This is a genomic window from Variovorax sp. GW821-FHT09B05 (assembly GCF_059418265.1).
This window is the reverse complement of sequence record NZ_JBWKPN010000005.1, coordinates 182,811-208,904: the sequence shown is the minus strand read 5'-3', so window position 1 is coordinate 208,904 and position 26,094 is coordinate 182,811. Positions and strand designations below refer to the sequence as shown.

Sequence of the window (26,094 nt, the reverse complement as noted above, 5' to 3'; positions counted from 1 at the left end):
AATTACTTGCTGTTGAGCCCGAAGCGGCCGCCGCCCGTGAACGCGAGCGCGATGGCCGAGAACAGGAACATGCCCTGCAGTTCGAGCGCCCAGCCACCCTGGCCGTTGAGGGCGCCGAGGTCCTTGCGGTGCACCAGCCAGATCGCCACCAGCATGTTGATCGCCACGATCGCCGCTGCGGGCCGCGTGTAGAGGCCGATGATCAGCAGCACCGGCGCGACGATCTCGCCCACGTAGACCAGGTAGGCCAGCACGCCCGGCAGGCCATGCGAGGCCAGCATGCCGCCGATGCCGTCGACACCCTTGGTCACCTTGGCGATGCCGTGCAGAAGGATGAAGATGCCCAGGGCGACGCGAAGAATGAGCTTGCCGGTGTCGTCGGACTTGAACATGGTCGGGGTTCCTCGGTGATGGTTCGAAATGTTGCGAGGGCCGTATGGTAGTGAAGAAACGGCATGCATCCGCGCATGCGTCCATCGCGCCTGCACGGGCTTCGCATATGCATCCAACCGCCTGTTCTTTGGCGGCCCGGCGCGCCGCCTCGTACACTGCCTTTTTGCCTTTGCGCAGACACCCCCACCGCAGACCGCGACCCTTGAGGAGAACCCACCCATGACGCCCCGATTCCGATCCGCCTTCGCCCTGGCCGCGGCCGCCGCCGCGCTGGTCGCCGCCGCGCCCGCCTTCGCCGGCAAGACCCTCGATGCGGTCAAGCAGCGCGGCAGCGTCAAGTGCGGCGTGACCAATGGCGTGGCCGGCTTCTCGGCGCCCGACACGCAGGGCAACTGGTCGGGCCTCGACGTCGACACCTGCCGCGCGATCGCCGCGGCCGTGCTCGGCGATGCGAAGAAGGTCGAGTTCGTGCCGCTCAATTCGCAGCAGCGCTTCTCGGCGCTGCAGGCCGGCGAGATCGACATCCTCGCGCGCAACACCACCTGGACGCTCACGCGCGACGCCTCGCTGGGCTTCAACTTCACGACCATCACCTACTACGACGGCCAGGGCTTCCTGGTGCCGAAGAAGCTCAAGGTCACGAGCGCCAAGCAACTGAAAAACGCGACCATCTGCACCCAGTCGGGCACCACCAACGAGAAGAACGTTTCCGACTACTTCCGGGCCCAGAACATCCCCGTCAAGACCGTGGTGTTCGAGAGCTTCGAGGCCTCGTTCAAGGCCTTCTTCTCGGGCCGCTGCCAGGCCTTCACGACCGATGCCTCGGCGCTCGCCGGCCTGCGCAACAAGGAGGCGCAGAACCCCGACGACTACCTGATCCTGCCCGAGCTGATCTCCAAGGAGCCGCTGGCGCCGCTGGTGCGCCGCGGCGACGACGAGTGGTTCGCGATCGCCAAGTGGGTGCCCAATGCGCTGATCGAGGCGGAAGAGGCCGGCATCACCGAGGCCAACGCCGAACAGCTCAAGGCCTCGAGCAAGGACCCCGCGCAGCAGCGCCTGCTGGGCGCCGGTGAAGACCTCGGCAAGCTGCTGGGCCTCGACAAGGACTGGTCCTATCGCGCGATCAAGGCCGTGGGTAACTATGGCGAGATCTTCGAGCGCAACGTCGGACCGAAGTCGGTGCTGAAGCTGCCGCGCGGCTCCAACAATCTCTGGAGCAAGGGCGGCCTGATTTACGCACCGCCGGTGCGATGAGCCTGCGGGCCGCGGGCGGCGCGCGCCGCTCGGCCTGGCTGGCCTGGGCCGTGCAGGTGCTGCTGGTGCTGGCCGTGGTGGCCGGCGCCTTCTGGGTCGTGCACCATGCGCTCGAGGTGCTGCGCGCGCGCGGCGTGCGCTCGGGCTTCGACTTCCTCACCGAGCCGGCGGGCTTCGCGATCAGCGAGGGCTGGCTCGATTTCGAGGCCAGCCAGCCGTCGTGGCGGGCCTTCCTCGCCGGCCTCGTCAACACCGTGCGCGCCGCGGTGCCGGCGGTCGTCTTCTCGGTGCTGCTCGGCACCCTGATCGGCATCGGCCGGCTCGCGCCGCACGTGCTGGTGCGCGGCATCTGCACCGCCTACGTCGAGCTGCTGCGCAACGTGCCGCTGCTGGTGCAGCTGCTGATGCTGGCCTTCGTGATGGCGAACCTGCTGCCCGATCCGACCGAGCCGGTGCGGCTGCTGCCGGGCGTGTGGCTCAGCAAGGGCGGCCTCAGCGTGCCGTGGCCGGTGGCGGGCGAGGGCGGCTGGTGGCCCACGCACCTCGAATGGCCCGAGCGCGGCGACTTCGGCGTGAACGGCGGCGCGGCGCTGAGCCCCGAGTACGTGACCATCGTCGCGGGCCTGTCGCTCTACTCGGCCGCCTTCGTGGCCGAGATCGTGCGCGCGGGCATCCTGTCGGTGTCGCAGGGGCAGGTGCTCGCGGGGCAGGCGATGGGCTTCTCGCCGGTGCAGCAGCTGCGCATCGTGATCCTGCCGCAGGCGCTGCGCGTGATCGTGCCGGCGCTCACCAACCAGGTGCTGAGCCTGGTCAAGAACTCCTCGCTCGCGGTGGCGGTCGGCTTTCCCGAGCTGGTCTCGGTGGCCAACACCACCATCGGCGCGAACGGACGCGCCTTCGAGTGCATCGCGATCATCATGGCGGTCTACCTGCTGCTGTCGCTCGTGATCTCGCTGGGCATGAACCGCTACAACGCGCGCGTCGCGCTGCGGGGCTGGCGATGAGGGTCGTGCGAGGTCCGATCGCCTGGCGGCACGAACTCTGGGGTTCGCCGTTGCGCACGCTCGCCACGCTGCTGCTCGCGGCGCTGCTGGCCTGGGCTGGCTGGCACCTGGTCGAATGGGCCGTGGTGCATGCGGTGTTCCGCCCCGATGCCGAGGCTTGCCGCGCGGTGCAGCACGGTGCCTGCTGGGGCGTGGTGGCCGAGAAATGGCGGCCGATGCTGTTCGGCCGCTTCCCTTACGAAGACCAGTGGCGTCCCGCGATCGCGGTCGCGCTGCTGTCGGCGGTCACGGTGCTCAGCGCCTGGCCGCGCAGCTGGCGCTGGTGGCTGCCGGCGCTGTGGCTGCTGGCGCTCGCGGCATTCGTGCTGCTGATGCGCGGCGGCGTGTTCGGCTGGAGCCACGTGCCGACCAACCGCTGGGGCGGCCTGCCGCTGACCATCGGGCTCGCGGTGGTCGGGCTGGCGCTGGCCTTTCCGCTCGCGCTGCTGCTGGCGCTCGGGCGCCGCTCGGGCTGGCCGGTGGTGCGCACGCTCTGCGCAAGCTACATCGAGCTGGTGCGCGGCGTACCGCTGATCTCGGTGCTGTTCATGGCCTCGTTCCTGCTGCCGCTGCTGTGGCCCGCGGGCTGGCAGCCCGACGTGCTGGTGCGCGTGCTGGCCGGGCTGTCGCTGTTCGTGGCCGCCTACCTGGCGGAGATCATCCGCGGCGGCCTGCAGGCCGTGCCGCGCGGCCAGACCGAGGTCGCGATGGCGCTGGGCTTCGGCCGCTGGCCGGTGCAGCGCGACATCGTGCTGCCGCAGGCGCTGCGGCTGGTCGTGCCGGCACTGACCAACAACGTGGTCGGCACGCTCAAGGACACCTCGCTGGTCACGGTGGTGGGCCTGTTCGAGCTCACCGGTGCGCTCGGCCTCTCGCTCGGCGGCGATCCGACCTGGCGGCCGTTCTACCTCGAGGGCTACCTGTTCATCGCGGCGATCTACTGGCTGCTGTGCTTCGGGCTCTCGCGCTACAGCGTGTGGCTCGAGGAGCGCTTGTCGGCCGTGCCGCGCGGGGTCCAGGCCGAGCCGGCCTGAAGCGTCCTGTACACTCCGCCCCCATGTCGTGTTTCCACCCCGCCTTCGCATCGAGCGCCGCCCGCATGGGCCGCATGATGCCGTCCGCCTCCACGCGGACCGACCAGGCAATGGATGCACGAATGATTACCACCATTACCACCGCGGCCACCTGAGCACGCGCAGGTGGCCGTTCCGGCAGCCACCTGGTGATCGCTCTTCCCCCGAACGAATGAAACCCAGCTCTGGCAGCTGGGTTTTTGTTTTTGTCGTTTGGAGAAGCCCATGTACCGCGATCCCGTCCAGTCCCTCGAAACCGTCGTGCCCAGCCAGGCCATGCGCCCGCTGCGCGTGGGCATGATCGGCATCGGCACCGTCGGCTCGGGCACCTTCCGCGTGCTGGCACGCAACCACGACCAGATCGCCGCGCGCGCCGGCCGTGGCATCGAGATCGTCATCGTGGCCGCGCGCAACCTCGCGCGCGCCGCGGGCATCGTGGGCGAGGGCGTGGCGCTCACCGACGATGCGATGCGCGTCGCGACCCATCCCGAGCTCGACGTGGTGGTCGAGGTGGCCGGCGGCACCGGCGCGGCGCGCGACTGGGTGCTGGCCGCGATTGCCCACGGCAAGCACGTGGTGACGGCCAACAAGGCGCTGCTGGCCGAGCACGGCGGCGAGATCTTCGAGGCCGCGCGCCGCCACGGCGTGGCGGTGGCCTACGAAGGCGCGGTGGCGGTCAGCATCCCGATCGTGAAGGCACTGCGCGAAGGCCTCGTGGCCAACCGCATCGAATGGGTGGCGGGCATCGTCAACGGCACCACCAACTTCATCCTGAGCAAGATGCGCGACGAGGGCCTGGACTTCGGCGCCGCGCTCGCGCAGGCCCAGGCGCTCGGCTATGCCGAGGCCGATCCGACCTTCGACATCGAGGGCATCGACGCGGCCCACAAGCTCACGCTGCTCGCGGCCAATGCCTTCGGCATGCCGCTGCGCTTCGCCGGCGTGCAGGCCGAGGGCATCACGGCGCTGCAGGGGCTGGACGTGGCCTGCGCCGAGCAGCTGGGCTTTCGCGTCAAGCTGCTGGGCGTGGCGCGCCGCCGCGAAGCCGGTGTCGAGCTGCGCGTGCAGCCTGCGCTGGTGCCCGCCGAGCACCTGATGGCGCATGTGAACGGCTCGATGAACGCGGTGATGGTCAAGGGCGATGCCTCGGGCGTGACGATGTACTACGGCGCCGGTGCCGGCTCGGAACAGACCGCCTCGGCCGTGATCGCCGACCTGGTGGACGTGGCGCGGCTGGCCGGCACCCCGGCCGCGCAGCGCGTGCCGCACCTGGGCTTCCATGCGCATGCGATGAATGCGCTCGAGGTGCTGCCGCGCGCGGCGGTGCGCAGCGCGCACTACCTGCGCGTGCCGGTGCATGCGGCCGGCGGCATCGAGGCCGTGACGGCCTGGCTCGCCGGCCAGCAGGTGCCGGTGCGGCAGGTGACGCTGGCCGCGCCCTGCGCGGCCGGCGCGCAGGTGCTGGTGCTGACCGAGCCGATGGCGCAGGGCGCGCTCGATCTCGTGGTGCATGCGCTGCAGTCGCACCCGGCCGTGGCCGGCGCGGTCGCGACGCTGCGCGTGGAAACGCTGGAGGGCTGAGCCGCTCAGGCGGCGCGCGCGGGCAGGCTGCCGGATGCGGCCCGCGGTGCCTCGTCGTCGAACTGCCCCAGTGCCAGCGCGGCGGCGCGCGGCCGCGGCGTGACCAGGCTCACGGTCACCACCACCGCCGCGTTGATCGCCATCGCGATCAGCCCGGCCTCCCATTGCGGCAGCGCGGTCGCCCAGAATTTCGCGGCCGGCGGCGCGAGCAGTGCCGCGAAGCCCGCGAGCAGCCCGGCCAGCACGCCGAGCGCGCTGGTGCGCTTCCAGAGGAAGCCGAGGAACACGCCGGGCGCCAGCATGCCGATGGCCGAATAGGCGTCGAGCAGGATCTTCACCAGCGAGCCCTTCTGGCTGATCGACAACCACACGGCGATCGCCGCGAAGCACACCAGCGAGCCGCGCGACAGCGCCAGCGCCGTGCCTTCGCCGAGCGCGGGCCTGAAAGGCCGCACCACGTTGCGCGTGAAGATCGAGCCGGCCGTCAGCAGCAGCAGCGAGCCCGGCGCCAGCGCCAGCAGGAAGCCGGTGCCCGCGAGCAGGCCCACGGTCCAGGCCGGGTAGCGGTCGGACACGAACTGCAGCAGCGCCGCGTTGAGGTTGCCGCCCGGCGGCTGCGTGCCCGCGATCAGCGCCGCGAAGCCCAGCAGGATGATGAAGAAATAGGCCAGCGAGTAGACCGGCTGCCAGATCGCGTTGCGCCGGATCGCGGTGGCGCTGTGCGCCGTGTACGACATCTGGAACAGGTGCGGGAACACCCAGTTGCCCAGCGCGATGTTGATGGCCGAGGTCATGAGCCAGATCGCGGTGGTCGGCGAGCTCGCATCGAGGCCCGGGAAGCTGCCGATGCCCGGGTGCTTCGCCTCGGCCAGCGCGAACAGGTCGAGCAGCGAGGCCGCGCCCACCTTGCTCGCCACCGTCACGCTCAGCAGCACCACGACCAGCACCATCAGCACGTCCTTCACGCCGGCCGCGAAGGCCGCCGAGCGCACGCCGGCCACGAACACGAAGGCGATCATCAGCAGGCCTGCGCCGATGGTCGCGGCCTCGCTCGACACCGCGCCGTCGAGCGTGAGCTGCACGATCAGGCCCAGGCTCACGAGCTGGATCTGCACGTAGACCACCAGCGAGGCGATGCCGACCACGCCGGTGAGCACGCCGAGCCAGGGCGCCTCGTAGCGCGCGGCGAAGAAGTCGGACTGCGTGAGCAGGCGCCCGATGCGACCCGCGCGCCAGATCTTCGGCATCAGCCAGTAGCCGACCGCATAGCTCATCGAGACCGAGCAGAAGGCCAGGTAGGCCGGCGCGCCCAGCGCCCAGGCATAGCCCGAGATGCCGAGCACCGCGAAGGTGGTGTAGACCTCGCCCGCGTTCATGAACCAGAACAGCAGGGTGCCGAGGCTGCGGCCGCCCACGGCCCATTCGGCCAAGGTGGCGGCGCGCCGGGTGCGGCGGCCATAGGCGATGGCGCCCGCGACCGTGGCGAGCAGGATGGCCAGGACGATCGCGAGCTTCATTGCGCGCTCCCGTGGCCGTCGGTGCCGGCGTCCTGGTGCCGCGCGAGGAAGTCGGCTTCCTCGTCCTCCACGCCATGGCGCGCGTCGAGCCGGAACACCAGCGCGATCGCCACGCTCGTGAGCACGATGCCCGCCATCTGCCAGGCCATCGGGAACGGCAGGCCGAAGGGCCGCAGCGCGATGTCGTTGACCACGGGCGCGAGGCCGGCCTGCCAGACGAAGGGGAAGGCCAGCAGCCATCGGTAGGCGCGGCGGCGGGGAGGCGGTGCGATGGAGGAGGGAGACGGGCCGGCCATTCGAAACTCCTGTGAAGTGCTGCTGCACGAGATGGGCGCGGAGTGTGCAGCGAAAGTGCACGAAGCACAAGCGGGTCGAGTTCGGGTTTTCCTTGTAAATAACGCGCCAATCCTGGGCGTTCAGCCAGCTTGACGTGCACCGTCATGGCACATAGCATTGCCTCATTCGTGCTGTCAGACTGCACAAAAGGAAATCCCCACCCATGATCGGCGAACGGCTCAAGGAACTGCGCACCGCACGCGGCCTCTCGTTGCGCGAGCTCGCGGCCCAGGCCGGCGTGTCGGCCACCTTGCTGAGCCAGATCGAGCGCGCGGTCACCGACCCCAGCCTCGAAACCCTGCGCCGACTGGCCGGCGTGTTCGGCGAATCGGTGTCCTCGCTGTTCTCCGACCCCGCGCCGCCCACCGTCTGGGTCAGCCGGCCGGGACGGCGCGCGATGCTCACGGCGCCGCAGGGCCAGGTCGCCTACGAGCGGCTGACCGCGGGCGTAGGCCAGCTCGAGGTGCTGCGCGCCGTGCTGCAGCCGGGCCAGATGTCGGCCGACGAGCCGCGCGGCCATGCCTCGGCCGAATGCGTCTACGTGGTGGCCGGCGCGCTGGTGGCGCAGGTCGCGGGCGTCGACTACCCGGTGCAGGCCGGCGAGAGCATCTCCTTCGACGCGCGGCTGCCGCACCGCTACATGAACGCCTCGCAGGCGCCGACCGAAATCATCCTGTCGGTGACGCCGCCCAATCCCTGAGCAGGAGCCTCCCATGAGCACACCGACCGATTCCGCGTCCGAGCGCAGCTTCACGCTGCACGACCTGCGCGTCGAGGTGGTCGCGCCCGAGGGCGCGCGCATCTACTGCGGCCAGCCCGGCGACCACTTCGAGTTGCGCGGCGAGATGCTGCACCTGCCGCCGGGGCAGGGCTTCTCGATCTACTCGCTGGGCGCGGTGCTGCCGCTGCTGGCCGCCAAGCAGCGCGCCACCGACGGCAACGACTGGATGAGCACCGACGCCGAGGTCGCCTGTCCAGACCCGAACTGCCCCTCGCGCCTGCGCATCACGCGCATCGGCACGCGCGTCTTCCGCCACGCCGACACCACGGCCGTGGTCCACCCTTCCGACCTTCGACCATGAGCACCGTCCCCCGCACCGAACTCGCCCCCGGCTATTCCATCTCGCGCATGCTCAAGGGCGGCTGGCAACTCGCCGGCGGCCATGGCGGCATCGACCGCGCCGCGGCCATCGCCGACATGTCGGCCTACTACCAGGCCGGCATCACCACCTTCGACTGCGCCGACATCTACACCGGCGTCGAGGAACTGATCGGCGAGTTCCGCCGCGAGCACCGCGCGCGCCACGGCGCCGACAGCCTCGCGCAGCTGCGCGTGCACACCAAGTTCGTGCCCGACCTCGCGCTGCTGCCGAGCATCGACAAGCAGCAGGTCGAACAGACCATCGACCGCTCGCTGCGCCGCCTCGGCGTGGAGCGGCTCGACCTGGTGCAGTTCCACTGGTGGGACTACCGCGTGCCGCGCTATGTCGAGGTCGCGCACTGGCTCGCCGAGCTGCAGCGCGCCGGCAAGATCGAACTGCTGGGCGGCACCAACTTCGACACGCAGCGCGCGCGCGAACTGGGCGACGCGGGCCTGCCGCTGCGCAGCATGCAGGTGCAGTACTCGCTGCTCGACCAGCGGCCGCGCACGCGGCTCGCGGCCTGGTGCGTGCAGGCCGGCGTGAAGCTGCTGTGCTACGGCAGCGTGGCCGGCGGCTTTCTCTCGGAGCGCTGGCTCGGCGTGAGCGAACCGGCCGAGCCGCTGGAGAACCGCTCGCTGGTCAAGTACAAGCTGATCATCGACGACTTCGGCGGCTGGGATCTGTTCCAGGCACTGCTGCAAGCCTTGCAGAAGATCGCGCAGCGGCATGGCACCTCGCTGTCGGCGGTCGCGATGCGCTGGGTGCTCGCGCAGCCCGAGGTGGCGGCCGTGATCGTCGGCGTGCGCCGCGGCGACCATCTGCCCGACCACCTGCGCATGCTCGCGTTGCAGCTCGACGCGGCCGACCTCGCGGCGCTCGAAGCGGTGCTCGCGCAGCGCCGGCCGGACAGCGGCGACGTCTACGAGGTCGAGCGCGACATCGAGGGGCGGCATGGCCGCGTCATGAAGTACGACCTCAACGACAAGCCGCACTGAGGCCCGTCCGGCTCATTCGCGATCCAGAGTTTTCTCGCGCATCCTCAGTTCGGCATAGCCCGTGGCCTCATCGTGCTCGCGCGAGAAGCGCCATTCGGGCAGCAGCGCCAACAGCACTTCAGCGGTGGTGCGCACCACGCAGCCCGGCGCCGCATGTCCGCCCCAGACGCGGCCCTGCGCGTCCGCCACGCTGATGTGCAGGTGCGAGCCCGTGGGCGAGAGCGAGCCCGCGAGCGTGAGGATCTCCAGGTCGCCCTCGAGGGCCGTGGGCTCGGGCGCGCCCGCGAAGCGGATCCGCGCACCGCGCAGGCTGCCGATGCCCGAGAGCACGAAGGCCGCGTCCACCGCCTGCTGCGCGAGCACGCGGTCGAGCGCCGCGCGCAGGTCGTCGCCGGGCGAGAGGCGCAGGGGCAGCGTGCGCATCGCGCGACCGGTTTCAGGGCGCCGCGAGCGCGCCGTCCACCACCTGCTGCGCTTCCTCGAGGATGCGCGCGAGGTGCTCCTTGCCCTGGAAGCTCTCGCCGTAGATCTTGTAGATGTTCTCGGTGCCCGAGGGACGCGCCGCGAACCAGCCGTTCTCGGTGATCACCTTCACGCCGCCGATGGCCGCGCCGTTGCCGGGCGCATGGCTCAGCACCTCGACGATCTTCTCGCCCGCGAGCTCGGTCGAGCGGATTTGCGCGGGCGACAGGCTCGACAGCCGCTTCTTCTGTTCGACCGTGGCCGCCGCGTCGACGCGGTCGGACACCGGCCGGCCCAGCGCCTGCGTGAGCTCGGCATAGCGTTCGCCCGGATCGCGCCCGGTGCGCGCGGCGATCTCGGCCGACAGCAGCGCCGGCACGATGCCGTCCTTGTCGGTGGTCCAGGCCGTGCCGTCGCGGCGCAGGAAGGTCGCGCCCGCGCTCTCCTCGCCGCCGAAGGCCAGCGAGCCGTCGACCAGCCCGTCGACGAACCACTTGAAGCCCACCGGCACCTCGTAGAGACGGCGCCCCAGGCGCTGGGCCACGCGGTCGATCATGCGGCTGCTCACCACGGTCTTGCCGACGGCCGCGGCGGCGGGCCAGTCGGGGCGGTGCGTGTAGAGGTAGTCGATCATCACCGCGAGGTAGCTGTTGGGCTGCATCAGGCCGCTGCTGCCCGCCACCACGCCGTGGCGGTCGTGGTCGGTGTCGCAGGCGAAGGCGATGCCGAAGCGGTCCTTGAGCGCGATCAGCTGGTGCATCGCGTCGGGCGAGGACGGGTCCATGCGGATGCGGCCGTCCCAGTCGAGCGACATGAAGCGGAAGGTCGGGTCGACCTCCTGGCTCAGCACCGTCAGGCGCGAGAGCTTGTAGCGCTCGGCGATCGCGGGCCAGTAGTGCACGCCCGCGCCGCCCAGCGGATCGACGCCCAGATCGATCCGAACGTCGCGGATGGCGTCCATGTCGAGCACCTGCGCGAGGTCTTCCACATAGGTGTTCAGGTAGTCGTGCCGGTGCGTGGTCGAGGCCTGGAGCGCCTGCGCCAGCGGCAGCCGCTTCACGCCCTGCAGGCCGTTGGCCAGGAAGCCGTTGGCGGCGGCCTCGACCGCCGAGGTGATGTCGGTGCCGGCCGGTCCGCCGTTGGGCGGGTTGTACTTGAAGCCGCCGCTCTCGGGCGGGTTGTGCGAGGGCGTGATCACGATGCCGTCGGCCAATCCGGTGGTGCGGCCGCGGTTGTAGACCAGGATCGCGTGCGATACCGCGGGCGTGGGCGTGTATTCGTCGTCCTGCGAGAGCATCAGCTCGACGCCGTTGGCGGCCAGCACCTCGACCGCGCTGTTGAAGGCCGGCGTGGAAAGCGCATGGGTGTCGATGCCGAGGAACAGCGGCCCGTCGATGCCTTTCTGGCGCCGGTAGTCGCAGATCGCCTGGCTGATCGCGAGCACGTGCCATTCGTTGAAGCCGTTGTCGAAGGACGAGCCGCGGTGGCCCGAAGTGCCGAAGGCCACGCGCTGCGCGGCCACCGAGGGATCGGGCCGGCCGCTGTAGTAGGCCGAGATCAGCCGCGGCACGTTCACCAGCAGGTCGTGCGGCGCGGGCTGGCCGGGGAGGGCGGCGGGGGCCGAGGTCTTGGAGGCAGGGCTCATCGGTGTGTGTCCAGGGTTCTGAAGGCGGCGCCGGGCCGGGTGTTCCGAGGATACGGTGGCTGGCGCCGATGGCACAGTCGGAGATCGGCGCGTCATCTCCACTGGACCGGGCGCCGGATCGCATGCCAAGATTGCGCAAACGTTTCCCCTCCCGAATCCAGTAGGGAGATCGTGAATTTTGTCGATACTTTTGTTCTCGTTTCGCCCAGATCGCCCAAATTCGCGTCCGCGCCCGACTAAGCTACGCCCCGTTCAAGGAACCCCCGAATGCGCATCCACGGCCGACACTGGCTTTCTCTCACGGCGCTGCTCCTGCTGGCCGCCGGCTGCCAGGCGCCGCCCAAGGACCGTCCCCTCACCTCCGAGGTGCCGGAGCCGCCGGCCTTCGCGCCGCCGCCCGAAAGCTGTCTGGCCGAGGGCGTGCGCTTCGCGCTGGGCCTGCGCGTCACCGCGCCGCTGCTCGAGGAGATGCGCCAGCGCAGCGGCGCGAAGTTCGCGCGCACCCTGCTGGTCACCGACCCGTCCGACCCCGTGCTCGATCCGACCCGGCTCAACGTGAGGGTCGAACCCTCGGGCCGCATCGTGGGAGCGAGCTGCCAATAGAAGAGAGCCCGACCCGCCACTTCGATCCCGCTTCCCCGTTCCAGGCGCCGCATCCGCGAACGCTTGGGTGCCACGGTGTTGCGCGAAGACCGCGAACCTCACAATTCGCCCCGCACGGATCGCTCCACGGTCAGTTTTGAGAGAACAATAGATTGCGATTTTCCGGACTCAGCCCTTTGTCGACCAAGCAACCTCCCGCCATGGCCCTGCCGGATTCCGGACTCAACCGCCTTCCGCCCGATGAGGTGCTGCGCCCGCTGCTGGCCGACTGGGCCCGCGAGGGCAAGCGGCTGGCCATCGTCTGCTTCATCGACCTCGATCGTTTCGCCGACGTGAACCAGCGCCTGGGCATGGCCGGCGGCAACGCCGCGCTCGAGGAAGCACGCCGCCGCCTCAAGGCCCAGCTGCCGCGCGAGGGCCTGCTGGCCCATGTCGGGGGCGACGAGTTCGCGGCCGTGTTCGCGGGCATCGGCAATTCGCAATGCCACCAGGTGCTCGAACGCATGCTGGCCGCGCTGTCCGAACCCTGGGAATGGCGCGGCCATGCCGTCAGCCTCGAGGCCAGCCTCGGTGCGCGGCTGCTCGACGCCAGCGGCCCGCCGCCCGAGCTCGCGTTGCGCCAGGCCAGCCATGCGGCCTTCTTCGCCAAGCGCGCGGGCGACGGCCGGGTGCATTACTTCGACGCGCCGCAGGCCCATGCCGACGAGCAGATGGTGCGCGCGCGCCAGCGCATCCAGGAAGGCCTGGAGCGCGACGAATTCTTCCTCTGCTACCAGCCCAAGGTCGACATGCAGCGCGGCGTGATGGTGGGCGTCGAGGCGCTGATCCGCTGGCAGCATCCCGAGCGCGGCCTGCTGCAGCCCGGGCAGTTCGTGCCGCTCACCGAGGGCGACGAGCTCGCCGAGCGCATGGGTGACTGGGTGATCGGCGCGGCGCTGCGGCAGGCGCACGAATGGCGTTCGGCCGGCCTGCGCACCGCGATCAGCGTCAACGTGAGCCCGCGCCACATGATGCGCTGGGACTTCGTCGACCGGCTCGCGCAGCACCTGGCGCAGTTCCCCAAGCTGGGCGCCGGCACGCTCGAGCTCGAGATCCTCGAGACCACCGCCATCAGCAAGTTCTCCACCGTGGCCCGTTTCGTCGAGGCCTGCAAGGGCCTGGGCGTGCCGGTCGCCATCGACGACTTCGGCACCGGCTATTCCTCGCTGACCTACCTGCGCCAGTTGCCCGTGTCCTCGGTCAAGATCGACCAGTCCTTCATCCGCGGCATGCTCGAGAGCGAGCAGGACCGCGCGATCGTGCAGGGCATCCTCGCGCTGCTCAAGGCGCTGGGCCGCACGCCGGTGGCCGAGGGCGTCGAGACGCTCGAGCTCGGCGAGGCACTGCTCGAAATGGGCTGCACGCTGGCCCAGGGCTACGGCATCTCGATGCCGCTGTCGGCCTGCGACATCCCGCAATGGGTGCAGGACTTCGAGCGCGTGCCGCTGTGGGGTCCGCAGCAACACCGCGCGCAGGCGGTGCCTGTCGCGGGGCCGTCGGTTTCGGGCGGCTGAGCCCTCTCCAAAGACGAAAGCCGCGCGAGCCCCTCGGGGCCGCGCGGCTTTTTCATGGGCCGCCGCCGTTCAGAGCAGCGGCGTGTATGGCGACACCAGCGGCCGCAGCGTCGTGCCCGTGGGCACGCCCAGCGTGCTCGAGCCGTCGAACACGTAGCGCAGGTAGAGGCTGCCGGTGAACTGCCGGTAGTCCTGCGCGTTGTTCAGGCCGACCGAGCCGCCCAGGTACATCTTCGGCGCGAGCTGGTATTCGAGCACCGCGGCGAGGTTGTAGGCCAGGCCGGTCTTCGAGGTCTTCGGATAGCGGCCGTTGTAGATCGTGCTGGTGAGGCCGAGCGACGCCGCGCCGGCGGCCGCGCGGCCGGCATCGCCGTTGCGGTTGCTGTCGGTCGGGAAGTAGGGCGTTTCCTTCTGGTTGAAGGCCTGCACGCCCAGCGAGGCATTGACGCGCCACGACAGCCGGTTGTTGCGCCCGCTCCAGTCCACCGGCAGCGCGAGGCTCACGAAGCTCTGCGGGCTGAAGTAGCCGCCATGGCCGAAGGTGTAGTAGCTGAGGTTCTTGTCGTAGCCCATGATGCCGAGGTTGAGCCCCAGCGTGAGCTTGTTGCCGGGTTCGCTCAGCAGGTGGATGTAGCTGCCGCCGCCGATCTCGAAGCGCGAGTTGCTCGCCACGTTCTTGCCGGTGATGCCGTGCAGCGCGCCGTAGCCGTAGAAGCCGTAGGTGCCGTCGTCGTAGCCGATGTCGCCGCGCGCGCCGGTCGAGACCACGCCGCCCCAGCGCTCGCCGGTGCGCTCGTCCTTCGCGCCCGCGAAGGACAGCAGGCTGTCGGTGACCGGCCGGCGCGACAGGTCGGCCTTGTACGACCAGGCATCGCCGAAGGCGCCCTTGAAGGTGGCGTTGCCGATCAGGTTGACCTGCTGGAAGCCCAGCGGCGTGGTGCCGATGCTGGCGCCGAAGTTCTTGCCTTCGTAGCCCACGCTCAGGCCCAGGCCCGAGGCGTTCTGCTGGCCCGCCGTGGTGCCGTTCAGCAGGCCCGTGAAGGCCGAGCCGGGTCCGCCGCCAAAGCGGCTGGCGGTGGCCCAGTCGCCCGCGGGCGAGCCGGCATCGAGGAAGGTGGGCGTGACGCCCACGACGATCTTGCCGTCGCCGACCGGGAAGCGGGCCTCGAACGGAATCTCGAAGTCGGTGAGCCGGCTCAGGCCGGCCTCGCCCGCGCGGTTGCGGAACACGGTCCCGGCGGTGATGGAGACCGAGCGCGCGGCCTCGAGTTCGCGCAGTTCCGCCGCGGCCGAGTCGGCCGGCGGCTGGGCGCGCGGCGCCGCGTTCCAGCCGAGGTCGGCCGGCGCCGAACCCGGGCGCGGCAGCGGCAGCAGGCCGCCGCCCTGCACGTAGGCCGGCGGATAGCCGGCCTGCGGCGCCTGCGCGTAGACCGGCGCCACCGGCTGCGCGCCGGCCACCGGGTACTGCTGCAGCGGCGGCGCGATGTAGGCCGTGGCCTGGGGCGTGTTGGCCGTGCGCGCGGCGGTGCGCGTGTTCGCGGCCGGCGCGGCGGTGCTCGTGGCGCGGCGGCCCTTGGCATTGGCCGCGGGCTGCGAGCCCGCGGGCCACGGCGTTGCGCCCGGATAGCCCGCGTTCGCGGGCGCGGCGGGATAGGCCGGGTACTGCACGGGATAGGCGGCCGGGTACGCGCCCGCGGGGGCCGCCGCCGCATAGGCCACCGGCTGCATCCGCGCCTGGGCGAAGGGATTGCCGCCGGCGCCCGCGGGCACCGGCAGGGCCGCGCTTGCGGCACCGCCGGTCATGCCCGCGAAGGGGTTCGCGGGCGGCAGGCCGCCCGGCACACCGGGCGCGCCGGGCGAACCGCCGGCCGCGAGCCGGCTGTCGGCCTCGACCGCGGCGCGCAGGTACTGCTCGGCCTTGCGGCTGTCGCCGGCATTGCGGTAGACGCGGCCGGCCGCGGTCAGCACGCGCGATTCGTCGGGCGCCTGCTTGAGCGCGGCCATCACGTAGCTCTCGGCGTCGCTGTGGTTGCGCTGCGCGCTCGCGCTCGCGGCGGCCGCCAGCAGGGTGTCGAGATCGGTCGGGCTGCGCTGCAGCACGCGCTGGTAGAGCGCCAGCGCCTGGCTTTCGTCGCGCGCGGCCGAGTACAGCCGCGCGAGCGCGGCCAATGCCTTCGGATCGTCGGGCTGCTCCGCCAGCACCGGCGCCATCGCGTTGTAGGCGGCCTCGAGGTTGCCGGCCTCGCGCAGCGCATCGGTCTGGCGCAGCGCGTAGGCGATGCGCAGCGCATCGAAGTCGGCGCGCTGGGACGAGGTCATGCTGGTGCTCGCGAGCTGGCGCAGCACGGCCGACAGCTCGATGTCCTGGCGCGTCTTGAGCAGCACCGAGGCATAGAGCAGGCGGTTGGCCACGGTCGGCGTCGGCGTGCGCGCGAGCAACTGGCGGCTCATCGCGAGCGCGCGCGGCGCGTCGCCGATGTCGGCATAGGCGCCCGCGAGCTGGCCGAAGATTTCGCTCGGCATGTCGCTGCTCAGCGAGGCTTCGGCCTGGTTCAGCAACTGGCGCGCGGCGTCGACCTGGCCCTGGCGTGCCAGCGCCTGCGCGCGCTGCGCCTGCGACTGGGCCCAGAGCCGGCGCTGCAGCGCGGCCATCTCGCGGGTGCGCGAGCCGGCCGGGATGCGTTCGAGGTACTGGATGCCGGCGGCGGCATCGCCGGTCTCGGAAGCCAGCAGGGCGCTCGCGAACAGCGCGTCGGGCATGTCGGGCTGCGACATCAGCAGGCCCTCCATCACGCCGCGCGCTTCGGCCACCAGGCCCTGGCGGCGGTAGATGTTGGCCAGGTCCAGCCGCACCCAGGGGCTATCGGGCGCGGCGAGCATCGCGTCCTCGAGCGTGCGCTGCGCGCCGGCGGCGTCGCCGGCATCGGCCTGCTGCTTGGCCTTGGCGCGCGCCTGCTCGACCTGGATGTCGCGCAGGCCGCCGAGCTGGGCCGCCTGCTCGGGCGTGAGGCGGCGCGAGAGTTCGAGCGCCTCGTCGGCGCGGCCCTGGCGGCCCAGCACCGCGATCAGGCCGCGCAGGGCCTGGCCGTCCGAGGGCTTGCTCTCGAGCACGCGGCGGTAGCCCTGCTCGGCCTGCGGCAGTTCGCCGGCGGCGGCGCGCAGGTCGGCCAGTGCGACCTGGCCCACGGGTTCGCGCCCGTCGATGCGCACCGCGCGCTCGAGCAGCGCCTGCGCATTGCGCAGGTCGTTGCGGCCCTGCGCGGCGCGGGCCTGGTTCACGAGGTTCCAGTAGGTGGCGCTCTGCAGCGCCGAATTCCACTTGGTGTTGCCGCCGCGCGCGGCCTGCTCGAGGTACTGCTGCGCCTCGGCGAAGCGCTCCTGGCGCAGCCGCACCAAGCCCAGGCCGCCGAGCGCCTCGCTGTCGTCGGCCTTGGCGCGCAGCGCCTGCTGGAAGCGCTGCTCGGCGGTCGCCGGATCGCCGCGCTCGAGCGCGCGGTAGCCCTCGCCGAGCGGCACGCCCGGACCCGAGGCCGCGGTGGTGCGGCCGCTCTCGAGCGCTTCGAGGCGCGCGGCCACGGCGGTGTCGTTCTGGTTGTTGGCGAGGAACTCGCGGTACAGCGGGATGTCGGGCGCGCGCGCGTCGAGCCAGATCAGCGCCTGGCGCCAGCTCGTGCGCGCGGCCGCGCCCACGGTGGGCTGCTTCGAGAGATCGACCAGCGCGCGGATGCCTTCGCGCCGCGTGCTCTCGCTGTAGGTGCGCAGCTGGGCGAGCGCGAGCTTGTAGCTGGCGTTCTCGGGGTATTCGCGCGCCAGCTGCTCGATGCCGCGGCGGCCTTCGTCGGCGCCCTGCGGCGTGCTGCTCAGCGTCTGGTAGTACTCGAGCGCCAGCGCTTCGGGCGGCGGCCGGTTGTCGAATTGGTCACGGTACAGCTGCACCGCCTCGGCCGCGCGGCCGGCGCGCGCCGCCGCGCGGGCGCGTTGCAGCAGGCTGCCCTGGCCGGGGTTCTGCGCCTGCTGCTGCAGGCGCGACAGGCGCGGGTCGTTGGGCGCGGCCGCGCGCAGCCGCGCGATCCAGCTGCGCGCCGGCTCGGCATTGCCGCGCGAGAGCTCGACCTGCGCCATGCCGTACATCGCGTCGGCCGATTGCGGGTTGACGCTCAGCAGCTTGCGCCAGCTCTCCTCGGCGAGGTCGACGCGGCCCTGCGACTGCCAGTAGTTGCCCTGTTCGATCAGGGCGGTGGCGGCGTCGGCCTGGGCGTGCGCCGGGTTGGCGGCGCCGAGGGTGGCGAACAGGCCCAGGCAGGCCAGCCAGCGCGCGGAGGGCAGGCCTCCCGGAGCGCGGCGCAACCGGGTCGGGCGCGGCGATGTCATGCCGTGCGGGTGGGTCGACATAGCAGTCTCCATGAGGTTTGCAGCTGGCCGTTCCGAAGGAACTGGTAGCGCCCGTCGAGCCAGGCCTGGCCGAAGAGCAGCAGCATTTGTTCGTAGTAGGGAAGCAGGGCGGTCGACGGCTGGCCGTCGGCGCGCGAATTGGGCAGGCGCGCCAGCTCGGTGGCCAGCGCCTCGGGCATGTCCTGCGCCTTCAGGTAGGGCAGCAGCGCGCCCGCGAAACCCAGCGGTCCCATGCCGCGCACGGTGCCGGTGGCGGTGTCGACCAGCTCGGGAATCGGTTGCCGGTCGGCCAGCAGGCGCTTCGGGCCGGCCAGCGCCTGCAGCAGCGGCCGGCGGTCGGGCGAGGACTCGGCCAGCATGCCGGCCCAGAGGTAGACGCGGATCGCGTCGTAGCTGCCGACCGTGCCCTTCTCGGGATCGGCGACGAAGGCGCGCGCGTCCTCCGACCAGGCGCACCAGTCGGGCGAGAAGCCGCGCGGCGCCGTGGCCGCGAGCAGGCGCACCGTGTTGTCGGCCACCGCGGCCCAGGGGCCCTGCGGATCGGTCTGCTGGAAATAGCGCAGCAGCTGCAGCGGCATGTAGCTCGGGTTGAGCCGCCACACCGAGCCGGTGGCCACCGACTTGGGCCAGGGCAGCAGCATGCGGCCGAAGCCCGGCAGCAGCACCACTTCCTCGCGCGCCACCATGGCCAGCAGGCTGCGCCCCATGCTCGCGTAGCGCGGCTCGTTCCAGAGCCGGCCGGCCTCCATCAGCGCATAGGCGATCCAGAGGTCGGCGTCGGAGGCGGGATTCGGATCGAGCACGCCCCAGCCGCCGCCGGACTTGCGGCCCCACTGCCAGGCCGGCAGGTTCTTCGCGATGCTGCCGTTGGCGAGGTTGGTCTCGGCCCAGCCCAGCACGCGCGCGAACAGCTCGCGGTCGTTGTGCACCAGCGCCAGGAACATGCAGTACGACTGGCCCTCGGAAGTCGAGTGCTGCTGCGGCGTGTTGAAGTCGATCACGCGGCCGTCGCGCTGGATGTGGCGCGCGACGAAGGCGTTCCAGTCGGCGGCGGGATGGCAGGTGGCGGGCATCGGCGCGGCGGGCGGGGTGGAAGCGGCGGGCGGGGTGGAAGCGGCGGGCGGCGTGGCCTGCGCGGCCGCGCGCGTGCCGGTCCAGGCCAGCGCGGAGGCGGCCGCCGCCGCGAACAGCGAGCGGCGTCGCCGGTCGGGAACGGAAGAGGGAAGCGTGGGCTTCGAACCTGGCATCGTGGGGTCGGTCTCCGGGGCGAGGGTCGTCACTTGAGGCGGCGGCGCGCGCGAATCTGCAGGCTGGCATAGGCCACCGCGGCGCCGATCACGGCCAGCAGCACCACCAGTGCCGCCAGCAGCAGCGGGCTGCGCGAGAGGTTCCATTGCAGCCAGGCGATCGGCGGCAGGCGGCCGACGTAGTAGGTCTCGCTGCCGAGCACGCTGTGCACCTGCGCGTCGCGCACGATGGCCATGCTGCCCTGCACGCGCTTGAGCAGGTCGGGTGTCATCAGCGCGTTGAGCAGCGCGTCCTTCGAGGTGCTGTTGGAGATCGCGGCGACCACGCTGCGGCCGCTGCGCAGCGGCGACTCGAAGCCCGCGAGCACCGCGTCGCGGCCGTCGTCGCTGACCGCGATCTGCATCGAACCCGGCAAGTCCTCGCGGGTGCGCGCGCCGATCACGAAGTCGATCGCGGTGTCGATCCAGCTCGAGAGCTTGAACTGCGGCGAGCCGTCGCCACTGCCGTTGGCGGCCGCGGCGCGCTTGAGCGGCATGCGCTCGGCCCACTGCGTGAACAGCGGCTGGTTCTGCAGGTTGCCGATCACCAGCAGGTCCTTGTCGGCCCACTGCGAGACCTCGGCCGAGCGGCCCACCTTCACGCGCAGCACGGGGTAGCCGGTGGCGCGGCCGATCTGGCCCATCAGGCCGAGGTAGGTCTCGGTGTCGGAGGTGTCGGCCTGGTCGGGCAGGATCACCGCGGTGTCCGACAGGTCGGCCATGCGCGAGAACGGGAAGCCGCCGTTGGCGTAGGCCGCGAGCTCGGGCATGGCGATGAAGTGCGGGAAGCCCGAGACGTCGATCTTCGAGGTCGGGTCGATCGAGCCGCGCACGTTGTCGAGCTGCGGGATGCAGCGGCCGGCCACGGGCTCGAAGTAGTAGTGCAGCCGCAGCTGGCTGCGCGGGCCCAGCGCCAGCGGCGGCAGGATCACTTCCTTGCGCTCGGCCAGCGTGCCGTCGGGCATCAGCTTGACGGCCAGCGGGTTGTACCAGCGGTCGCCGGCCGGGTTGGCCGAGCGCAGCGGGATCGCGCCGATGAAGTTCTCGTTGACGTTGACGTTGAGCGTCGACTGGTCGGGCCGCACGCGCGGCGTGTAGCGGTAGAGCAGGTCGAGCGGGATGCCGCGGCTGCGCCAGGTGAACAGGTCGGGCGGCAGCTGCAGGTTGACCCGCACCACGTCGGGGTTGTAGCCGGTCACCGAGAGGTCGGCCGCGGTCGTGAGCTCGCCGAATTGCAGCGCGCGGTCGCTGGGCACCCAGCGCGGCGCGTCGTAGGGCTTGCGCGCGGGCGGTTCCTGGAACGCGGCGATCGCGCTGGTCGCGCCCGACAGCGCGCGGCTGTTGAGCGCCAGCGAGGCGGCGGCGGTGCGCAGCTCGTTGGCGTCGCGGCCCATCACCAGCAGCAGCTTGGCGGTCGGGTCCTGCGGATGGTCGACCACGGCCAGCGCCGGCCCCTGGATCGCGGGCAGCACCAGGCCCGGCAGGCTGGTCTCGGGGGTGGCGAACACCACCGAATGGCCGCTGGGCAACTGGCCGCGCGAAACCGGGAACACGGCGCCGCGGTAGTCGGCCAGCGCGCCGAACCACGACGAAACCACGCCCGCCGCCTCGAGCAGCGGGCCCGATTCGGCGCTGCCGAAGACGAAGGGAATGCGCGCGCGGCGCACGTCGCGGCGGTCGAAGAAGGGCTGCGGCAGCGTCGCCAGGTCGTTGCTCAGCTTGAGCGGCGACACGTTCAGGCGCAGCGTGCTCGAGGCATCGATGCGCGCCCACAGGCTGGTGTGGGCCGGGTCCTCGCAGTCGCGCGTGTAGTGGCCGATCAGCTCGACGTTGATGCGGTTGAATTCGGTGATCAGGCGCCGGTCGATCGGGATGTCGGCGGTCTGCGGCTTGCCGCCGTCGGCGCGGTTCACCGGCAGCGTGGCGACCAGCACGTCGTTGACCGTCACCTTCAGGTGCGACAGCTCGGGGATCAGCGAGGGCGAGTAGGCGTAGTTGAGACGGAACGAGGCCGAGGTCACCAGCTCGTCGGCGCGGATGTTGAACGGGATGCCGATGGTGCCGCTGATGCCGCGCAGCTGGATCGCGTAGTCGATGCCCAGCTGCGTGAGGTTGAGTTCGCGCACCGTGCCGCCGGCGGCGGCCGTGCTGGCGACGGGTACCGGCACGCCGGCCGCGCCGGGCAGTTGCTGGGGCGGCAGCGCGAGTGTGGGCACGGCGGCCGGCGCGATCGAGGGCACGGTCGCCGGTGCGAAGGCCGGCGCGGCCGCGGCGGGTGCACCCGGGCGCTGCTGCTGCGTCGAGGCCGTGCCGGCCGCGGTCAGCGCCAGCAGGGCCAGCACGGCGCCGGCCGCGGGACGGAAGGAGGGGGCGGCGCCGCGGCGCGGCGCTTTCGGAGTGATCGTCACGCGGTTTCCTTCTTCGTTCCGACGGAGCGCTTGGGCAGCCGCAGCCGCGAGAGGCCGGCCCGGTAGTAATGGGAGAACATGTCCTTGAAGCCGACCAGGCTGATGCTCGTCAGGTGGGCCAGCACGCGGTGCACGCCCACGCGCGGATGGTTGCCCCAGCGCGCGGCCCAGATGTCGGCGCGCGCGGTCGTGCACTGCACCAGCGCGCGCTCCTGCGCGAAGCTCATCGGCGCGAAGCGGATGCCCAGGCGCTTGCCGTTGCTGAAGCGCACGGTGGCGGGGAAGCGCGATTCCGCGTCGCCGCGGAACAGCGCCACCTCGATCGGTTCGTCGGGCGCCAGCTTGACTTCGGTCGGCAGCTCCAGGCCCAGGCCGCCGGTCGAGAAGTCGAAGGTGTTGCAGCGCATCGAGTGGCCGTTGGCGAAGTACAGCGCCGCCGGCACGTCGAGCGTCACGCGGTGCGCGGCGCGCACCTGGCGCGACTCGTTGGCCGCCGCCACGCAGGCGCCGAGGATCATGAGGTTGTAGATGGTCCAGGCCAGGTTCAGCCACACGGTGGCGATGTTCTGCGGATCGACCCAGGTCAGGCGCCAGATCCCGAGCGCCACGCCGATGAAGTTCAGCGCCAGCAGCACCAGGCTGGCCTTCGCGATCGAGGTGTCGAAGTACTGCTCCTGGATCAGGCCGCCCTTGGCCGTCACGTTGAAGCTGCCGAGCTTGGGATTGATCAGCGCCACCAGCGTGGGCCGGAAGATGTACCAGGCCAGCACCGCCTCGTAGACCTCGTTCCACAGCAGGTAGCGAAAGCGCCCCTGGATCCGGCTGTTGGTCAGGTTGGCGTGCAGGATGTGCGGCAGCGCGAAGGCGAAGATCATCGAGGCCGAGGCATGGATCACGCTCGCGCCGAAGTACAGGTAGGCCAGCGGCGCGGTCAGGTAGATGAGCCGCGGCAGCCCGTACAGGAAGTGCAGCATCGCGTTGAGGTAGCACAGCCGCTGCGCCCAGTGCAGCCCGCGGCCGAACAGCGGGTTGTCGACGCGGAAGATCTGCGCCATGCCGCGCGCCCAGCGGATGCGCTGGCCCACGTGGCCCGACAGGCTCTCGGTCGCGAGACCCGCGGCCTGCGGCAGCGCGAGGTAGGCGGTGTTCCAGCCGCGGCGGTGCATCTTCAGCGCGGTGTGGGCGTCCTCGGTCACGGTCTCGACCGCGATGCCGCCGACTTCCTCGACCGCCGTGCGGCGCAGCACCGCGCACGAGCCGCAGAAGAAGCTGGCGTTCCACAGGTCGTTGCCGTCCTGGATCAGGCCGTAGAACAGCTCGCCCTCGTTGGGCACCGTGCCGAAGGTGTCGAGGTTGCGCTCGAAGGGATCGGCCGAGAAGAAATAGTGGGGCAGCTGGACCATGGCCAGCTTCGCGTCGCGGTTGAACCAGCCCATCGCGATCTGCATGAACGAGCGCGTGGGGATGTGGTCGCAGTCGAAGATCGCGACGAACTCGGCGCTGGTGTTCTTGAGCGCGGCATTGATGTTGCCGGCCTTGGCGTGGCGGTTGTTGTCGCGCGTGACGTGGGTCACGCCCACGGCATCGCAGAACTCGCGGAACTCGGGACGACGGCCGTCGTCGAGCACGTAGATCTTGATCTTGTCGCGCGGCCAGTCGATGGCCTGCGCGGCCAGCACCGTCGGGCGCACCACCGACATCGGCTCGTTGTAGGTCGGGATGAACAGGTCGATGCTCGGCCACTCGGCCGGGTCGGCGGGCAGCGGCGAGGGCTTGCGGCCCAGCGGCCAGGCGGTCTGGATGTAGCCCAGCAGCAGCACGACGAAGGCGTAGAGCTCGGCCATGAGCAGGCCCACGCCCAGCACCAGGTCGACGATGTTGTCCATGTACATCGTCTCGGTGATGCGCCAGTAGGTGTAGCGCGAGGAGACGATCACCGACAGCAGCATCAGCACCAGCCCCGCGAAGTGGCCGCGGAAGCGGTTCACGAACAGGGCCGCGAGGAAGATGCCGATCGACAGCACCAGCTGCTGCTCGAAGGTCATGGGCGCGATGATCAGCGCCGGCGCCGTCGTGAGCAGGATCAGCCAGCCCAGCAGCCGCACCGGCCACAGGCGCAGGAAGGCCGGCGCGGGCCGCGGCGGGCGGTCGGCGCCCAGCGGAGTATCGGGCGAGGGAGGCGGCGCGGAGCCTGCCTCGGATGCCGGCTGCGCCTTGCTGCTGCTCATCGGGACTCCATCTGCCAGGCCGGGTCGGCCGCGGGCTGTGCGTGGGCGGCGCGGTTCGCGGCGGCCGCGGCGATGCGCGCCAGCAGCCGGTCGGCGCACACCGAGAGGTCCTGTGCCGCCTGGCTCAGGGGCGCGTAGCGGTGCACCGGCAGCGCCGAGGCCAGCGCCTCGGACACCGATTCGTCCTGGTGCAGCACGCCCAGCAGTTCCGACTGCAGGCGCGCGCGCAGCATCTCGAACACGTCGTGGTTGAGCCGGCGGCTCGGCGCCACCTGGTTCACCACGTAGGCGCTGCCGCCGTAGTCGGCGCGCGGGCGGCAGTACTTGTCGACCATGCGCTCGATGATCGGCAGGGTGGCGAAGGAGCCGGCATCGGCCAGCACCGTGACCACGCAGAAGTTCGCCGTGCGCAGCGCCTGCTGCATGTAGACCGTGGGGCCGGGCGGCGTATCGAGCACCACCAGCGTGTCGTCGGGCAGCGCGAAGCGCGCGAGCGTGTCGCCGAGCCAGCCCGGGTAGCGCGCGAGCTGCTGCTCGAGTTCGATCTGCTGTTCGTCATCGACCGTGCCGAAGGGCAGCACCACGGTGCCGCCATGGCCGGGGCGCATCGCCTGGGTCCAGGTCAGCTGGCCGGCCGCGACCTCGGCCAGGCCCTCGACGCACTGGTGCGGATCGTTGGCGAGGTGGAAGCGCAGCGCGTTCTGCGGGTCGAGGTCGATCGCCAGCACGTGGTGGCCGCGCTCGGCGAGCACGGTGCTCAGGTTGGCGGCGACGGTGGTCTTGCCAACACCGCCCTTGGATGAAATGACGGGGATGACGACCATGGTCACGTCGGCCGGCGCCAGCGTGACATGGGGCCCGGCGGGGGCTCGGGGCGCTGCGGTCCCGCCAGGCGCGCGAACAGCGCGTCCAGCTCGGTCGGGCTCCGTGCGTCCGAGGCGGGAGGTGTCGGCGTGGCGGTGGAGGGAAGGGCCGGGGCGGGCCCCGGGGCGAAAGCGGGAGCGGGCCGGGCGGCGGCCCAGGCGGGCACGGGCTGGGCCGGCGGCGGCACGGTCGGCGCCGGGCCGAACGGGATCGCGAGCGGGGCGGCCGGCCGGGCGGGCGCGATGGCCGGCGCGGGGCGCACCGCCACGGGCGGTGGGGCCATGACCGGGGCCGGCGGCGGCACGGGCGCGGCCTGCACCACCGGCTTCACGGGTGCAACGGGCGGCGGCGGTACCGGGGCTGGCGGCGGTTCGGGCGCGCGCTCGATCGGCGCGCCCGACAGCAGCGGCCAGCCGGCGCGGCCTTCGCCGTCGGTGGGCTCGGGCGGCGCGAATTCCTTGTAGACATGCGAGTCGCCGCCGAACTTGCGGAACAGTCCGGCCACGTCCTCGGCGGATGGATCGTCGTTGTTCATGGGGAAGACCTCGCCAATCGGAGTTCGATCACCGCGCCGGGCTGCGGATGGGACGGCAGCGCCTGCACCCGCAGCGCGGCGGGCAGGCGCTGGCTGCCGAACCAGGTCTGGTAGACGCCTTCGAAGAAGCCGCTGCTCCAGCCGGTGGATTCGGGCCCGAAAGCCATGGCCAGCGGGCTGCAGGCATGGCGGATGCGCAGGCCGTCGGCTTCTTCGCGCAGGGTGCTGTAGCCCCAGTCGATGCCGTCCCAGCGGGCGTTGAACTCGGCTTCCAGTTCGGCCAGGCTCGCGCAGGGAGGCACCGGAAAGGTGCGCGCCACGTTCTCGCCGATGCGGAAGAAAAGCTGATGCAGATCCTCGGGCGGGAGCCCGGCGGCGAGCTCGGCTGCCATGCCGCGATTGAATGCGAGCCACTGCGCGCTGCAGGCTCGGCGTTCAAAGTGATCGAGGTCCCCGTTTGTTTCTTCCATGCTGGGGCATTCTCTGGGAATGGTTAACGATTGACAACAATCGTTTACTGAGTTGGTATTAGTTCACGGCTGATTGTCGGGAATTCGTGACGAACCAGTCGCATTCCGGCCTGTTCCGTTCAGTGCGATCCGTGGCCCCGACTTTCGCGTGGGGCCCGTTGCATCGAACTGGTAACTTAGGTGTTACGTATTCGTCAGCCAAATGGATTCACTGGATCCGGGGTTTCCCCAGGAAGTGTGAACTAGTGTGATTTTGAAGGGCCTTGTGGCCCCGACCAGCGATGGCGGGTTGGCGATGAAACCCGAAGGATGTC

The 26,094-nt window shown here is 71.2% G+C and carries 21 protein-coding genes; 9 read left to right on the top strand and 12 right to left on the bottom strand.

Going from position 1 to position 26,094, the window contains the following annotated elements:
* Positions 1–2 precede the first annotated feature (2 nt).
* A complete protein-coding gene (locus AC07RM_RS15215; protein ID WP_093342144.1) occupies positions 3–392 on the bottom strand; it encodes a DoxX family protein in 390 nt (129 codons plus the stop codon).
* A 220-nt stretch (positions 393–612) separates the two neighbouring features.
* Between AC07RM_RS15215 and AC07RM_RS15210 the strand changes: the two genes are divergently transcribed.
* The 4 genes from AC07RM_RS15210 to AC07RM_RS15195 all read left to right on the top strand — a co-directional run bounded on the left by AC07RM_RS15210 (position 613) and on the right by AC07RM_RS15195 (position 5,344).
* Positions 613–1,647, top strand: coding sequence for an amino acid ABC transporter substrate-binding protein (locus AC07RM_RS15210; RefSeq protein ID WP_203201111.1), 1,035 nt, complete (start codon positions 613–615; stop codon positions 1,645–1,647).
* Positions 1,644–2,651 (top strand): ABC transporter permease subunit, encoded by a 1,008-nt coding sequence (locus AC07RM_RS15205; RefSeq protein ID WP_495335079.1) that lies wholly within the window; start codon positions 1,644–1,646, stop codon positions 2,649–2,651. Before AC07RM_RS15210 ends, AC07RM_RS15205 begins: the two co-directional genes overlap by 4 nt.
* Positions 2,648–3,724, top strand: a complete 1,077-nt coding sequence (locus tag AC07RM_RS15200; protein ID WP_495335078.1) for an amino acid ABC transporter permease — start codon at positions 2,648–2,650, stop codon at positions 3,722–3,724. The genes AC07RM_RS15205 and AC07RM_RS15200 overlap by 4 nt, the downstream gene beginning before the upstream one ends.
* A gap of 264 nt (positions 3,725–3,988) precedes the next feature.
* Positions 3,989–5,344 carry a homoserine dehydrogenase gene (locus tag AC07RM_RS15195; protein ID WP_495335077.1) on the top strand — a complete coding sequence of 452 codons (1,356 nt, stop codon included), beginning with the start codon at positions 3,989–3,991 and terminating at the stop codon, positions 5,342–5,344.
* Between the two features lie 5 nt (positions 5,345–5,349).
* Here the strand turns inward: AC07RM_RS15195 and AC07RM_RS15190 are convergent, their stop codons facing one another.
* A complete protein-coding gene (locus tag AC07RM_RS15190) occupies positions 5,350–6,861 on the bottom strand; it encodes a sodium:solute symporter family protein (protein WP_495335076.1) in 1,512 nt (503 codons plus the stop codon).
* Complete coding sequence (locus AC07RM_RS15185) at positions 6,858–7,157, bottom strand: DUF3311 domain-containing protein (protein WP_495335075.1); 300 nt, start codon at positions 7,155–7,157, stop codon at positions 6,858–6,860. Before AC07RM_RS15185 ends, AC07RM_RS15190 begins: the two co-directional genes overlap by 4 nt.
* A 203-nt stretch (positions 7,158–7,360) precedes the next feature.
* Between AC07RM_RS15185 and AC07RM_RS15180 the strand changes: the two genes are divergently transcribed.
* The 3 genes from AC07RM_RS15180 to AC07RM_RS15170 are packed head-to-tail and all read left to right on the top strand — an operon-like array spanning position 7,361 to position 9,334.
* Complete coding sequence (locus tag AC07RM_RS15180; protein ID WP_093342133.1) at positions 7,361–7,897, top strand: helix-turn-helix domain-containing protein; 537 nt, start codon at positions 7,361–7,363, stop codon at positions 7,895–7,897.
* Positions 7,898–7,910: 13 nt separating this feature from the next.
* Positions 7,911–8,279: a TIGR04076 family protein gene (locus AC07RM_RS15175; RefSeq protein ID WP_495335074.1), complete on the top strand. Its 369-nt coding sequence runs from the start codon at positions 7,911–7,913 to the stop codon at positions 8,277–8,279.
* Positions 8,276–9,334: an aldo/keto reductase gene (locus AC07RM_RS15170; protein WP_495335073.1), complete on the top strand. Its 1,059-nt coding sequence runs from the start codon at positions 8,276–8,278 to the stop codon at positions 9,332–9,334. Before AC07RM_RS15175 ends, AC07RM_RS15170 begins: the two co-directional genes overlap by 4 nt.
* A gap of 12 nt (positions 9,335–9,346) precedes the next feature.
* Here the strand turns inward: AC07RM_RS15170 and AC07RM_RS15165 are convergent, their stop codons facing one another.
* Positions 9,347–9,757 carry a PPC domain-containing DNA-binding protein gene (locus AC07RM_RS15165; RefSeq protein WP_398492956.1) on the bottom strand — a complete coding sequence of 137 codons (411 nt, stop codon included), beginning with the start codon at positions 9,755–9,757 and terminating at the stop codon, positions 9,347–9,349.
* A gap of 13 nt (positions 9,758–9,770) precedes the next feature.
* Positions 9,771–11,441 carry a phosphoglucomutase (alpha-D-glucose-1,6-bisphosphate-dependent) gene (gene pgm / locus AC07RM_RS15160; protein ID WP_495335072.1) on the bottom strand — a complete coding sequence of 557 codons (1,671 nt, stop codon included), beginning with the start codon at positions 11,439–11,441 and terminating at the stop codon, positions 9,771–9,773.
* A 267-nt stretch (positions 11,442–11,708) separates the two neighbouring features.
* On the opposite strand from pgm, the gene AC07RM_RS15155 reads away from it, so the two are divergent.
* Positions 11,709–12,044, top strand: coding sequence for a hypothetical protein (locus AC07RM_RS15155; RefSeq protein WP_296782794.1), 336 nt, complete (start codon positions 11,709–11,711; stop codon positions 12,042–12,044).
* Positions 12,045–12,244: 200 nt separating this feature from the next.
* A complete protein-coding gene (locus AC07RM_RS15150) occupies positions 12,245–13,597 on the top strand; it encodes a putative bifunctional diguanylate cyclase/phosphodiesterase (protein WP_093342124.1) in 1,353 nt (450 codons plus the stop codon).
* A 69-nt stretch (positions 13,598–13,666) separates the two neighbouring features.
* On the opposite strand, the gene AC07RM_RS15145 is transcribed toward AC07RM_RS15150, so the two are convergent.
* Genes AC07RM_RS15145 through bcsD form a run of 7 tightly spaced genes read right to left on the bottom strand, consistent with a single transcriptional unit; the run spans position 13,667 to position 25,780 of the window.
* Positions 13,667–17,989 carry a cellulose biosynthesis protein BcsC gene (locus AC07RM_RS15145; protein WP_495335071.1) on the bottom strand — a complete coding sequence of 1,441 codons (4,323 nt, stop codon included), beginning with the start codon at positions 17,987–17,989 and terminating at the stop codon, positions 13,667–13,669.
* Positions 17,965–19,236, bottom strand: coding sequence for a cellulose synthase complex periplasmic endoglucanase BcsZ (bcsZ, locus tag AC07RM_RS15140; protein WP_495335070.1), 1,272 nt, complete (start codon positions 19,234–19,236; stop codon positions 17,965–17,967). Before bcsZ ends, AC07RM_RS15145 begins: the two co-directional genes overlap by 25 nt.
* A 29-nt stretch (positions 19,237–19,265) precedes the next feature.
* Positions 19,266–21,683, bottom strand: a complete 2,418-nt coding sequence (gene bcsB / locus AC07RM_RS15135; protein WP_495335069.1) for a cellulose biosynthesis cyclic di-GMP-binding regulatory protein BcsB — start codon at positions 21,681–21,683, stop codon at positions 19,266–19,268.
* Entirely contained in the window at positions 21,680–23,911 is a 2,232-nt protein-coding gene (gene bcsA, locus AC07RM_RS15130; RefSeq protein WP_218159365.1) for a UDP-forming cellulose synthase catalytic subunit, read from the bottom strand. Before bcsA ends, bcsB begins: the two co-directional genes overlap by 4 nt.
* The gene (gene bcsQ, locus AC07RM_RS15125) at positions 23,908–24,735 is read right to left on the bottom strand and encodes a cellulose biosynthesis protein BcsQ (RefSeq protein WP_296782783.1); all 828 of its coding nucleotides are present in this window, start codon (positions 24,733–24,735) and stop codon (positions 23,908–23,910) included. Before bcsQ ends, bcsA begins: the two co-directional genes overlap by 4 nt.
* A gap of 2 nt (positions 24,736–24,737) precedes the next feature.
* Positions 24,738–25,310, bottom strand: coding sequence for a hypothetical protein (locus tag AC07RM_RS15120; RefSeq protein WP_495335068.1), 573 nt, complete (start codon positions 25,308–25,310; stop codon positions 24,738–24,740).
* Complete coding sequence (gene bcsD, locus AC07RM_RS15115) at positions 25,307–25,780, bottom strand: cellulose biosynthesis protein BcsD (protein WP_093342118.1); 474 nt, start codon at positions 25,778–25,780, stop codon at positions 25,307–25,309. The genes AC07RM_RS15120 and bcsD overlap by 4 nt, the downstream gene beginning before the upstream one ends.
* Between the last annotated feature and the right edge of the window lie 314 nt (positions 25,781–26,094).